The sequence below is a fragment of the Teichococcus aerophilus genome, assembly GCF_014490485.1.
In the GTDB taxonomy this organism is placed as follows: domain Bacteria; phylum Pseudomonadota; class Alphaproteobacteria; order Acetobacterales; family Acetobacteraceae; genus Pseudoroseomonas; species Pseudoroseomonas aerophila.
Window position 1 is genome coordinate 131,936 of record NZ_JACTVA010000006.1, and the last position, 12,316, is coordinate 144,251.

Sequence of the window (12,316 nt, forward strand, 5' to 3'; positions counted from 1 at the left end):
GCTCAGGCGATCCGCAGCAGGGTGAGCTTGCCGGCCTTCACCTGTTCGTAGCGGAACTGGCAGTCGGCGATATCGCCCTTCTCGGTGAAGTCGCAGGGGCCGCTGGCGCCTTCGTAGTTCAGCGCCTTGCCTTCCTTCAGCGCGGCCAGGCCTTCCGTCACGGTGCTGACCACGGTGCCGCCCGGCGCCTGGCTGATCTTGCGCAGCGTGTCGCGGATGGCGGTGCCGCTGGCGGTGCCGGCGGCCTGCATGGCCAGCAGCGCCAGATTGGCCTGGTCGTAGCTCTGCGTGGAATACGGGTCGGGCGTCGGCGTGCCGGCCTGTTCCGTCATGTGCTTGAAGGCGGGCGAGCCCTCGGCCGGGGAGGGGGCGATGGTGAAGATGCCCTCCACCGTATCGGCCGGCACGCTCTCGATCAGCTTCTGGTTGACCGAGTAGGCAAAGGCGATGCGGGTGCCGTTGAAGCCGGCGCGCAGCATGTCCTTCACCAGCACCGTCGTATCCGGCAGGTAGCCGCCGAGCACGATGGCATCGGGGCGGAAGCGCAGCGCCTGCTGCAGTTCCGAGCGGTAGGAGGGCTTCTTGTCGTCATAGACCAGCAGCTCGGCCTCGCCGCCCTGGGCCTTCACGGCGGCGGCGATGTTCTCGAACTGGCTCTGCACGAAGGGCGTCTGCGGCGACAGCATGAAGACGCGCTTGGCGCCCTGGGCCAGCGCGAACTCGCCGAACTTGCGGCCCTGCAGCGTGGTGTTGGGCTGGGTGCGGGCCAGGAAGCCCTGGTGGGGCAGGTTGGTCAGCGCATCGGCACCGGCGCAGGTCAGCAGCATCGTGCCGCTTTCCCAGCATAGCGGCGCGATGGCGGCGGCGACCGAGCTGGCCCAGACACCGGCGACGGCGGAGACCTTGTCCACGTCGATCAGCTTGCGCATGGCGCGCACCGCGGCCTCGGGGTTGGTCTGGTCGTCCTCGACCACCAGCTCCACCTTGCGGCCGAGGATGCCGCCGGCGGCGTTGGCTTCCTCCACCACCGCGCGGATGGCCTTGACCATGCTGGGGCCATAGGCGCCGCCGGCACCGCTGAGCGGCGAGAGGGCGGCGATGCGGATGGGGCCGCTTTGCTGCGCCCGCGCGGCGGCCGGCAGCAGCGGCAGGGCGAGCGCGGTGCCCAGCAGAGAGCGGCGCGCCAGGGACCGTTGAGCCAGGCCGGAGAGGAAGTCGATCATGTCTACTCCTTGGCGCCGGTCGCGGCGCGTGTTGTCAGCCACCCAGGAACAGCCTGCGGATCTCGGGATCGCGCGCGAGGTCGGGGCCCGGCCCCTCCACGCTGTTGCGGCCGGAGACCAGCACGTAGCCGCGATGGGAAATTTCCAGCGATTCCACCGCGTGCTGCTCCACCATCAGCACTGGCAGCCCGTCGCGGTTCAGGGCCACCACGGCGTCGAACAGCTCGTCCGCCGCGCGGGGGGAAAGGCCGGCGGTCGGCTCGTCCAGCAGGATCAGGCTGGGCTTTGCCATCAGCCCCATGGCCATCGCCAGGATCTGCCGCTGGCCGCCGGAGAGGGTGCGCGCCAGGGCGCGGCGCTTCTCCGCCAGCATGGGGTAGCGGGCGTACATCTCCTCCACCCGCCGCGTCGTCTCGCCCGGCTCCAGGAAGCCGCTGATGGAGAGGTTCTCCGCCACCGACAGGCGGCCGAACACATTGCTCTCCTGCGGCACGAAGGAGATGCCGGCGCGGGCGCGGCCGATGGCGTCCGCCCCCGTCACGTCCCGCCCGCCGATGGCGATGCGGCCGGCGGAGACCCGCAACAACCCCGCCACCGCCTTCAGGAACGTGGACTTGCCGGCGCCGTTCGGCCCGATGATGGTGACGATCTCGCCCGGCTCCACCCGCAGGGAGGTGCCTTTCAGGATCTGCTCGGCGGCGCCGTAGCCGGCCACCAGCCCCTCGGCCACCAGGATGCCCGTGGCGGGGACAGGTGCGGTCAATGCCGGCGCCCCAGATAGGCTTCCTGCACTTCGGTATTCGCCACCACTTCGTCGAAGCTGCCAGTGACCAGGGTGCGGCCCTGCGCCATGACGACGACATGGCCGCAAAGCTGGCGGATCAGCGCCATGTCGTGCTCCACCAGGCAGAGAGTGATGCCCTCCGCGTTCAGCGCCTGCAGGTGCGCGGCGATCTCCGCCGTCAGGGTCGGGTTCACGCCCGCCATCGGCTCGTCCAGCAGGATCATGCGCGGCTCGGCCATCAATGTCCGGCCGATCTCCACCAGCTTCTTCTGGCCGCCGGACAATGCGGTGACGGGCGCGTCGATGACGTGGGAGAGGCGCAGGCGCCGGGCGATGCTCCATGCGCGCTCGGCCAGCTCCGCCTCCCGCCGCCGGGCGGCGGCGCCCCACATCGGCGCCTGCAACAGCCGCTCGCCCGGCTGGCGCGGGCCGTAGAGCATCAGGTGCTGGAACACGCTCATCTTGGGGAAGCCGCGCGCGACCTGGAAGGTGCGCGTCAGCCCGCGCGCGGCCAGGCGGTGCGGCGCCGCGCCCGTCACCGCCTCGCCCATGAAGCGCACCTCGCCGCCATCCGGCTTCAGCAGGCCGGAGACGACGTTCAGCAACGTGGACTTGCCGGCGCCGTTCGGCCCGATAAGACCCGTGATGCTGCCGGCCGGCACCGCGAACTCCACGCCCCCCAGCGCCGCGACGCCAAAGAAATGCCGGGTGATGCCGGAGACAGCCAGGGCCGCCGTCACGCCGCGCGCTCCGCCGGCCGGCGCGCGCCCAGGCTGGTGCGCAGATGGCCCTTCCAGTAATCGAGGATCTGCTTGAAATATGCAGGATCGTCGCGCAGCACCGTCTGCGCGATCATGCCGCGGATCAGGCACATGGTGGCATTCATCGTCACCCGCGCCTGTTCCGGCGGCACGCCGTAGCTTTCCGACAGCCGCGTCCAGATGGCATCCAGCGCCGCGTGGAAATCCTGCACCAATGGCAATAGCTGGGCACGGAAGCCGGGGTTGTTGCGGGCCTCCGGCAGGTATTCCAACGTCACGTAGAACAGCCCCTGCTCCATCATCGGCCAGAGGTAGTCCACCACGTCGTCGGTGTTCATGGTAGGCGCCGGGCGGCTGTCGCAGAAGCGGCGCAGGCCGCTGGTCGTCGCCTCCAGCTGCGCCCCCAGGGCGCGCACCACGATATCTTCCTTGCTGGCGAAATGATGTGTCAGCGCCCCACGGGACAATCCCGCCCGGCGGGCGATGTCCGGCGTGGTCAGGCGGGTGTAGCCACGCTCCAGCAACAACGCGACCGTGGCCTCCAGCAGGCGGCGCTGGGTATCCTCGCTGCGCGCTTCCTGGCTGCGACGTGGCGCGGCACTGGTCATGATGCTGGCAGCCCCCTGCGGCGGGAATGAGAGTGGACCGCCGCAGTGGAGGATTGAAAAAACAAACACGCAAGCATGTTTTTCGGCTTCACTGCCCAAATTTTATGGTGCAGTGCGGTGTGGGTACGTGCATTCGCCCATCAATTGGGCTGAATGCCTGTGATTCTTCCCATGTTACCGCGAGGTCATCACAGGCGCGGCGATGTCGCTTTGGCCGGGGGTGCCGAGCGGGGAGGGAAGGCCGGGGAAAGAATTCCCCGGACCCCTTCTTTTTTCTGCGAGTTTGGCGTCACGCTTCAAGACCGAGAGCGGATGCTTCTGATGATATTAAAAGGGCCCCAAGGGCTGAGCCGTCAGTCGCCGGAGGTCTAGGACCTCCGACGCACCCAGCCGTTCTTAAGACTGCGCTTTCAGACGCCACGCCCGGAAAACTTGAAAAAGTAAAAGAAGGGGTCCGGGGAATCCCTTCCCCGGCCTTCGCCCTCCCCAGAAAGAGCGAGACGAGGTGTTTGACAGCCGCCCGACCTGCCGGGCATTGCTCCGCCCCTTCAAGGCTAGGACTGGATCGAACCATGCGCCCTTCGGGCCGCGCCGCGGATGCGTTGCGCACCATCATCCTGGAACCGGGCGCTGCCCATCATGCGGAGGGTTCGTGCCGCATCCGCATGGGGCTGACCGAGGTGTTGTGCACCGCCAGTGTCGAGGGCCGGGTGCCGGGCTTCCTGCGCGGCAAGGGCGAGGGCTGGGTGACGGCCGAGTACGGCATGCTGCCTCGCGCCACCCATAGCCGGGGGGACCGGGAGGCGGCGCGCGGCAAGCAGTCCGGCCGCACGCAGGAGATCCAGCGCCTCATCGGCCGCAGCCTGCGCGCCGTGGTGGACCGCAAGGCGATGGGCGAACTGTCCATCACCCTGGATTGCGACGTGCTGACGGCCGATGGTGGCACGCGCTGCGCCGCCATCACCGGGGCCTGGGTGGCGTTGCACCTGGCCTTCCAGCATTGCGTGGCGAAGCGGGTGATCGCCGCCAACCCGATCATCGGCCAGGTGGCCGCCGTCTCCTGCGGCCTGTGGGGTGGGGAGCCGGTGCTGGACCTGGATTATGCCGAGGACAGCGCCGCCCAGGCGGACGCCAATTTCGTGCTGACCGGCACCGGTGGCATCGTGGAGATCCAGGCCACGGCGGAGGGCGAACCCTTCGCCGAAGCGCAACTGCTCGGCCTGCTGGGCCTGGCCCGGAAGGGCACGGCGGAACTGTTCGCGGCACAGAGAAAGGCCATCGGCGCATGAGCACGCATCGCAAGCTGACCGAACGCAGGATCGTCATGGCCAGCCACAACGCCGGCAAGGTGCGGGAGAATGCCGCCCTGCTGGCCGAATACGGCATCAGCATCGTCAGCGCCGGCGAACTCGGCCTGCCGGAGCCGGAGGAGACGGAGACCACCTTCCTCGGCAACGCCACGCTGAAGGCGCAGGCGGCGGCCAAGGCATCCGGCCTGGTGGCGCTGGCGGATGACAGCGGCTTCTCCGTCGGCGCGCTGGATGGTGCACCGGGCGTCTACACGGCCGACTGGGCGGTGCAGGCGGATGGCAAGCGCGACTACGCCATTGCCATGGCCAAGGTGGAGAAGCTGGCCCGCCACGCGGCCGACCGCACCGCCTGGTTCACCTGCGCCCTGGTGCTGGCCTGGCCGGATGGACACACCGAGGGCTTCGAAGGCCGCGCCCCGGGCGAATGGGTCTGGCCGCCGCGCGGTGATCGCGGCTTCGGCTACGACCCGATGTTCGTGCCCACCGGGCACGGGCAGACCTTCGCGGAAATGGACCCGGCGCTGAAGCACACGATCAGCCACCGGGCGCATGCCTTCGCGATGCTGGCGGAGGCTTGCCTGGTCAAGGAGTGAACCTTGCAGGGTATGCGCTCGGGGGCGGGCGCGACTGGGGGGCGCTGCCCCCAGGCCCCCGCCGGGGTGGACAGTCCACCCCGGACCCCGCTGTCAGTTTTCCGGAGCCTGGAACCGATAGGTCCGTCCAGCCACGCTGATCTTGGCTTTCTTGAAGGTCGAGGTCCTGGCAATTCAGCTTCGCCAGCTTCGCCAGCTTCGCCAGCTTCGCCAGCTTCGCCAGCTTCGCCAGCTTCGGCGCGCCACCACTTCACCTGAACTAGGAGCGCAATCTGGGAGGGTGGCGGCCGAGGGCCAGAAGCCTCCGGCGTAACCCACCCTGTCGCCTGAACCAGATGGCGGGGTCTGGGGTGCCATTGTCACCCCAGCGGGGAAGTCCAGAAGGGGCAGTGCCCCTTCTGGCCCCGACCAGGGGAGCAAGCCCCTTAGCCCGGCGCCCTCAATGCGCCGCCTTGTTGCCCCCACGGCGCTGGGATGCCCGGCGGGCCATCATGTTCAGCCCTTCCACCGCGACCGAGAAGGCCATGGCGGCGTAGATGTAGCCCTTCGGCACATGGGCGCCGAAGCCTTCGGCAATCAGCGTCATGCCGATCATCAGCAGGAAGCTGAGGGCCAGGATCACCACGGTCGGGTTGGCCTTGATGAAGTTGGCCAGTGGGTCCGCCGCCAGCAGCATGACCGTGACGGCGGCCAGCACGGCGATGACCATGATGGGCACGTGCGGCGTCATGCCCACGGCGGTGACGATGCTGTCGATCGAGAACACCAGGTCCAGCACCAGGATCTGCCCGATGGCGGAGGTGTAGCCCAGCTGCGGCTTGCGCTGGTCGAACATGTCCGGCGTCGGCGTCGGGTCCACGCTGTGGTGGATTTCCTTGGTCGCCTTCCACACCAGGAACAGCCCGCCCGCGATCAGGATCAGGTCGCGCCAGGAGAGCGGGATGCCGAACACCTCGATCACTGGCGAGGTCAGCCGCACGATGATGGCGACGGTGCCCAGCAGCGCCAGCCGCAGGATCAGCGCCAGCCCGATGCCGATGCGGCGGGCCCGTGCCTGCTGATGCTCCGGCAGCTTGTTGGTGATGATCGAGATGAAGATCAGGTTGTCGATGCCGAGCACGACTTCCATCGCCACCAGGGTCGCGAGCGCGACCCAGGCTGCGGGATCGGCTGCCAGGACGAGGAGGGAATCCATCAGGGACGGTCCGGTGAGGTTACGAAGGCATTATGAACGTTTCGTCACGCTCAGGGTTGAGGTCTGTTTGAAGGATTTTGTGCGGGTGCGAAGACCTGGATGCACCCGGGCCACAGGTGGAACCGGGCGGGGGTAGAGGTACTCAACTCCCCATCCGTGTTGATCGGCATCGGGCGGCGGGTGACCACCTTGCATTCCAGCGCCTGGAAGCTGCGCACGTCCCGCCATTGCCCGTGCGTGCCGAGCCGCAGGTAGGGCAGCAGCGCCAGCAGCCGCCACCAGTGGGCGACTTCCAGGCTGTAGATATCCAGCTTGCCGTCATCCGGGCGGGCGCTGCTGGCCACCGTCATGCCGCCGCCATAGTGCCGGCCGTTGCCGACCGAGATCTGCAGCGTCTTCACCCGCCGTACCTGGCCATCCTGGGTGATCCAGGCGGTGAAGGGGCGGGCGCGGCGCAGCAGGCGGAAGGCGGCGATGGCGTAGCCCAGCTTACCCCAGCGCTGCTTGGCCTCCGCCCGCAGCTCCTGCGCCAGCTCCGCACTGAAGCCGATGCTGGCCACATTGAAGAACAGGTGGCCGTTCACCTCGCCCAGGTCGATCCGTCGCAGCCGGCCCTGGGCGATGATCCGTGCCGCATCGGCGGCATCGGCGGGGATGCCGAGGCTGCGCGCCAGGTCGTTGGCGGTGCCCAGCGGCAGGATGCCCATCGGCAGGCCGGTATCCTTCAGGGCCGGTGCAGCGGCATTCAGCGTGCCGTCACCGCCGCCCAGCACCACGGCCGCGAGGCCTTCCGCTGCCCGGGCGCGGATGACGTCCGCCAGCTTCTCCCCCGGGCCGCATTGGTGCTCCACCACCTCCCGGCCGCCGTCGCGCAGGATGTCCAGCGCCTCCGCCACCGATGCGCCGCCATTGCGGGCGTGGCGGTTGACGATCAGCAGCAACCGGGGCGGCGGGGCGGCGGGCGTATCGGGCAGGGCTGTCGTCTCCGGCATGGTCGGCTCTCAGGGCGGCGGCGTAGCAGGTTTCGGCCGGCCTGGAGCATGATCCCGGCCGGACGCTTGGATCACGCGCCAGACGACAGGTCGGAGCATGCCCGCCGTACCGGCCGTGGCGGCCATGCCCTAAACCCGCCAGCACGCTTCCGGTTGGCGGGGCTGGCCAGGGCGGGCAAGGTGGGGCACGGCAGTCCGGACCGGCAACTCATGGCCACCATGCCGCGTCACACGGCGGTGAGGATAGGGAGATGGGGCCGATGGCACCCTTGGGGGCGCGATTGCGCGGGCTTGCGGGGATCAAGTTCCGGTGGAGCGAATTCGGTTGGGGGCAGTTCGTCGTCCTCGCCGCCATGTTTGTCTGCGCCGGCGGGTTGTTTACCTTCGCCAGCATCATGGACGAGATGATGGAAGGCGATACCCACGCCTTCGACAATGCAGTGCTGCTCGCCCTCCGCAACCCGGCCGATTCGGCGGACCCGATCGGTCCGGTCTGGCTGGAGATCATGATGCGGGACTTCACCTCCCTCGGCAGCCACGCAGTTCTGGGGCTGATCGGGGCGGTGGCGTTCGCCTACCTGCTGATGATGGGCAAGCGGTTCTCCGCCGCCATGCTCGTCGTCTCCTTCGCCGGCGGCATGGTGCTGAACGGGTTGCTGAAACTGGGTTTCGCCCGTCCGCGACCGGACCTGGTGGCGCATCTGGTGGAAGTGCACACTGCCAGCTTCCCCAGCGGCCATGCCATGCTCTCCGCCGTCTGCTACCTGACGCTCGGCGCATTGCTGGCCGGCGTGGCGCAACAGCGGCGCTTCAAGGCCTATATCCTGGGCGTGGCCGTGGGGCTGACCGTGCTGGTGGGCTTCAGCCGGGTGTATCTGGGCGTGCACTGGCCCACCGACGTGCTGGGCGGCTGGTGCCTGGGTGCCGCCTGGGCCATGGCCTGCTGGCTGGGCGTGCGCGGCATCGTATTGCGGCAGAACCGCCGTGGCGCGACGGAGCCGCCCTCGGGGTCTCAGGGCTGAACTGATGTGGGGGTGGTGGCGTGAAGGCTGGGGAAGGAATTCCCCAGGCCCCTGCTTTTTTCTTCAAGTTTGGCGTGGTGCTGCAGACTGAGAGTGGCGCTGCTTGGTGATTTTATAAATGGGCCACGCGGGCTGAACCGTCAGTCGCCGGAGGTCCAGGACCTCCGGCCGCCTCTCAGCACCGCCGGTTCAACCGCCCCGCACGGAAAACTCGTAAAAAGAAAAGAAGGGGTCCGGGGAATTCTTTCCCCGGGACTTTCTTCTCTTCTACCACCCCACCCAGCGGACCCGAAGGCGCGCACCGCGAACAGCGCCTCCCGCTACTCCGGCTGGAAGTTGGCGATGCGCAGCAGCTCGGCGTTGCGCTTCACTTCCTCATCGATGTAGCGCTGCATCTCCGGCACGGTTTGCGAGACCGGCTCCACCACCAGCGTCTTCAGCCGTTCGGTGGAATCGGCGTCGCGCATGGATTCGGTGAGCACGGCGTTCAGCTTTTCGCAGATGGCGGCGGGGGTGCCCTTCGGGGCCCAGACGCCGTACCACGAGTAGAATTCGAAATCCGGCAGCCCGGCTTCGATCAGCGTCGGGATTTCCGGCGCCAGGGGCGAACGCTCACGCGTGGAGATGCCGATCGGGTGCACCTGGCCGCTGCGGGCGGCCTGCAGCAGTGCGAAGGTGGCATCGATCATGACATGCGCGTTGCCGGCGGCGACATCCAGCAGCGCCGGCGCGGTGCCGCGATAGGAGGTCATCTCGATCTCCGCGCCGGTGCGGCGGTTGAAGTCGATGGTGGCGAGGTGCCCCGGCGCGCCGAGCGAGCTGACGGCGAAGGTCCAGTCCTTCGGGTTTGCCTTGGCGGCGGCGACGATCTGCGGAATCGTCATCGGTGGGCGCTTCGGCGTCATCACCATCATCAGCGGGCCGCGCGCGGTGCGGGCGATAGGGGCGAAATCGGCCTGCGGGTCGAACGGCACGTTGCGCAGCACGTGCTTCAGCATCGTATGCGTCAGGCTGGAGGCGAGCAGCGTATAGCCATCGGCAGGTGCCTGCTGCACGGACAGCGTGCCGGGCACGCCGCCGCCGCCCGTGCGGTTTTCCACCACCACGTTCACGCCGAGCTTTTCCGTGATCTTCTGCGCGGCCAGCCGGGCCATCGCGTCGGTGGCGGCACCGGGGGCGAAGGGGCAGACCAGGCGGATCGGCCGGGCGCGGGGCCAGGCATCCTGCGCCCACACGGCCGGCGCCTTCAGCAGGCCGATGGCAGCCGCGGCCGTCACGCCCAGAATGGTTCGCCTGTTCATCAACCTATCCTCCGGTACCCAGGTAGTTCGTTGCCACCTGGCTTTGCACGATGGCAGCGGAACGGAGGAAACATGGCCCACAGGCTCCGCGCATATCGGGCGCGCTGCCTGAACATCCTGGACCGATCCGTTCCCACCTTCATTGTCTCTCCTCATCGAAGTTCGGAATGCGAACTGTTGTCCGGGAGATTGAGGGGACAATGTCATACCGCCGGCCGCGCCGTCAATCGTCGTGCAGGTGTCGATTGACGAAAGCGCCGACAAGGGCAGGCGTGATGGGAAATCTGACGGCCGGGGCTGACCGATTCCGGGAGAGATGGAAGCAGGGAAGGCTGGGGAATGAATTCCCCAGGCCCCTTCTTTCTTCTGCGAGTTTGGCGTTACGCACCGCAGGAGCGGGCGCCCTGGATGGTGTGAGGATGGGCGACGCGGGCTGAACCGTCAGGCGCCGGAAGTCCGGGACTCCGCCCCTGCGGCGTGAGTTCAAGCCAACGACTCAGCCTCTATACTGGTAGGACGAAGACACGTGGGGCATCAGTCACCGGTCAACAGGCGCCGATGAAACCGGCCATCGAAGCCAGTCGCAGAGCGCAAGTCCCATGACCTGGTCTCTGTCGGGGCCGGACAGCCAGGGCAGATGCTCGGTCATCATCTGAACGCAGAGGCGATAGTCACAGGGCAGCCGGGTCAGGTCGGAGCCCCAGAACATCCGTTGCGGCCCGAAGGCATCGAAACTCGCCCGCAGGTAAGGGTCCAGGCTGCGGAACGGATAGGCGTCCGCCGCGGCGCAGGGCAGGGCGGAAGCCTTCACCGCGATGTTCGAATGCCGCGCCAGACTCAGCAGCTCGGGCAAATGCGCGAAGGCAGCCTCACCTCGGCTTTCCACATTCACCCCCAGGTGGTCGATGATCAGGCGAAGGCCCGGGTGACGCTGCGCGATGAGGGACACCGCGGCGAAATCCTCATTCACGAAGAGCATGAGCGGACGATCGAGCCGCTCCGCCGCGCGGAAGATCCAGTCGGCGGTTCCATCCCGCAACTGCCGTACCGCCGCGCGGCGAAAATTCAGCCGCGCGCCGAGCATGCCCGGAAGCGTAGCCCATTCCTCGAACCGATCGCGGCTATCCGGCGCATCGAGCGGCAGGCGCCCCATCACCGCGAAGCGGTCGGGGTGAAGCTGGGCGGCGGCGAGGCAATAGGCATTGCGATACCCCTCCCACGATGGCGGAACCAGGATGGCGCGATCGACGCCGGCGCCATCCATCTCCCGCAGCAGGTCCTGCCACGAGAACGGCGTCGCCCGCTGCACGACAGAGGGCGGTGGCTGCGGCCAGGGATGATCGGCCGTCTCCGCCGGCCAGACATGCACCTGGGAGTCGGCGATCATCGGCTTGGTCCTGCCCTGCGCCTGACTCATTCCGGCTGATAGTTGACGCTGCGCAGCAGCGCCGTCGCGCGGACGATCTCGCCCCGGATGAAGCGGCGGCTGTCCTCGACATCCTCGACGACCGGCTCGATGACCTGCGCCGCCAGACGCCCCGCGATGGCGGGATCGCGCATCGTGTCCTGCACGAGGCCATTCACCCGCTGGCAGATCTCGGGCGACGTGCCGTTCGGGGCCCACACGCCGTACCAAGCCTGGTACTCGAAGCCCGGCACACCCGCCTCGGCCATCGTCGGTACATCCGGTGCCAGGGCGGAACGCTGCGCCGTGGCGATGCCGATGGCCTTGATCCGGCCATCCTCCCGGCTCGCGAGCAGGGCGAAGCTGGGGTCGATCAGCAACTGCACGCTGCCGCCCATCAGATCCGCCAGGGCCGGCTGCGTGCCGCGATAGGTCACGACGTTAATGTCGAGGTCCGCCCTGCGCATGAAGTCGATCGTCGCCAGGTGGCCGGCGGAGCCCAGCGCCGAGATGGCGACGTTCCAGGCGAGCGGATCGCGCTTCACGCTGGCGATCACCTCGGCCAGGGTCTTCTCGGGGCGGCGGCCGCTGAGGGCCATGACCAGCGGCGCCTGGGCCGTCCGGCCGATCAGTGCGAGATCCTTTTCAGGATCGAAGGTCGCCCCTTTCAGCACCAGCGGCATGATGGCCGTGTTGAAGGTGGAGGCCAGCAGCGTGAAGCCATCCGGGGCTGATTGCAGAACGGCATTGGTGCCCAGGAGCGCCGAGCCGCCCGGGCGATTCTCCACCACGGCCAGGGCGCCGAACTTGTCCTGAAGCTGCTGGGCAAGCAGGCGCGCCAAGGCGTCGTTCGCACCGCCTGGCGGCGTTGGGCACACGATACGGATCGGGCGTCCCATTGGCCAGGCGGGCTGTGCCCTGATGGCCGGCGCGGCCAGCAGTCCCGCCGCGACGGCGGATGTTCCCAGCACCAGATTTCTACGGTTCATTCTTTTCTTCCCTATGCGCCGGTGGGTTGATCACTCGGCGTTCTTGTTCAGCCATGCGCGGACGCCATTGCCTGGCGCATCAGGCGCGATCTGTTGCCACCGCACAGTTCCATCGGACGCGGCCGGCGGGCTT

The 12,316-nt window shown here is 68.1% G+C and carries 12 protein-coding genes; 3 read left to right on the top strand and 9 right to left on the bottom strand.

From position 1 onward, the window contains the following. Positions 1–2 precede the first annotated feature (2 nt). From IBL26_RS05685 to IBL26_RS05700, 4 genes are read right to left on the bottom strand one after another with little or no spacing between them, the layout of a single operon-like run. On the bottom strand, positions 3–1,265 hold the full coding sequence (locus IBL26_RS05685; protein ID WP_367615375.1) for an ABC transporter substrate-binding protein: 1,263 nt from the start codon (positions 1,263–1,265) through the stop codon (positions 3–5). After that, a complete protein-coding gene (locus IBL26_RS05690; protein ID WP_194443512.1) occupies positions 1,258–1,986 on the bottom strand; it encodes an ABC transporter ATP-binding protein in 729 nt (242 codons plus the stop codon). Before IBL26_RS05690 ends, IBL26_RS05685 begins: the two co-directional genes overlap by 8 nt. Further along, complete coding sequence (locus IBL26_RS05695) at positions 1,983–2,747, bottom strand: ABC transporter ATP-binding protein (RefSeq protein WP_187783490.1); 765 nt, start codon at positions 2,745–2,747, stop codon at positions 1,983–1,985. The genes IBL26_RS05690 and IBL26_RS05695 overlap by 4 nt, the downstream gene beginning before the upstream one ends. Next, positions 2,744–3,376, bottom strand: coding sequence for a TetR/AcrR family transcriptional regulator (locus IBL26_RS05700; protein WP_187783491.1), 633 nt, complete (start codon positions 3,374–3,376; stop codon positions 2,744–2,746). The genes IBL26_RS05695 and IBL26_RS05700 overlap by 4 nt, the downstream gene beginning before the upstream one ends. Before the next feature lie 572 nt (positions 3,377–3,948). Here IBL26_RS05700 and rph point away from each other — a divergent pair. Beyond that, the gene (rph, locus tag IBL26_RS05705) at positions 3,949–4,665 is read left to right on the top strand and encodes a ribonuclease PH (protein ID WP_187783492.1); all 717 of its coding nucleotides are present in this window, start codon (positions 3,949–3,951) and stop codon (positions 4,663–4,665) included. Beyond that, the gene (rdgB, locus tag IBL26_RS05710; RefSeq protein ID WP_187783493.1) at positions 4,662–5,279 is read left to right on the top strand and encodes an RdgB/HAM1 family non-canonical purine NTP pyrophosphatase; all 618 of its coding nucleotides are present in this window, start codon (positions 4,662–4,664) and stop codon (positions 5,277–5,279) included. Before rph ends, rdgB begins: the two co-directional genes overlap by 4 nt. A 439-nt stretch (positions 5,280–5,718) precedes the next feature. Here the strand turns inward: rdgB and IBL26_RS05715 are convergent, their stop codons facing one another. Further along, the gene (locus IBL26_RS05715) at positions 5,719–6,474 is read right to left on the bottom strand and encodes a TerC family protein (RefSeq protein WP_187783494.1); all 756 of its coding nucleotides are present in this window, start codon (positions 6,472–6,474) and stop codon (positions 5,719–5,721) included. Positions 6,475–6,524: 50 nt separating this feature from the next. After that, positions 6,525–7,466 (bottom strand): lipid kinase, encoded by a 942-nt coding sequence (locus IBL26_RS05720; RefSeq protein WP_187783495.1) that lies wholly within the window; start codon positions 7,464–7,466, stop codon positions 6,525–6,527. 260 nt (positions 7,467–7,726) lie between these two features. On the opposite strand from IBL26_RS05720, the gene IBL26_RS05725 reads away from it, so the two are divergent. Next, complete coding sequence (locus IBL26_RS05725) at positions 7,727–8,488, top strand: phosphatase PAP2 family protein (RefSeq protein ID WP_187783496.1); 762 nt, start codon at positions 7,727–7,729, stop codon at positions 8,486–8,488. A gap of 320 nt (positions 8,489–8,808) precedes the next feature. Here the strand turns inward: IBL26_RS05725 and IBL26_RS05730 are convergent, their stop codons facing one another. The 3 genes from IBL26_RS05730 to IBL26_RS05740 all read right to left on the bottom strand — a co-directional run bounded on the left by IBL26_RS05730 (position 8,809) and on the right by IBL26_RS05740 (position 12,183). Next, a complete protein-coding gene (locus IBL26_RS05730) occupies positions 8,809–9,789 on the bottom strand; it encodes a Bug family tripartite tricarboxylate transporter substrate binding protein (RefSeq protein WP_187783497.1) in 981 nt (326 codons plus the stop codon). A gap of 538 nt (positions 9,790–10,327) precedes the next feature. Further along, entirely contained in the window at positions 10,328–11,206 is an 879-nt protein-coding gene (locus tag IBL26_RS05735) for an amidohydrolase family protein (RefSeq protein WP_367615376.1), read from the bottom strand. Then, complete coding sequence (locus IBL26_RS05740; protein WP_187783499.1) at positions 11,203–12,183, bottom strand: Bug family tripartite tricarboxylate transporter substrate binding protein; 981 nt, start codon at positions 12,181–12,183, stop codon at positions 11,203–11,205. The genes IBL26_RS05735 and IBL26_RS05740 overlap by 4 nt, the downstream gene beginning before the upstream one ends. Positions 12,184–12,316 lie beyond the last annotated feature (133 nt).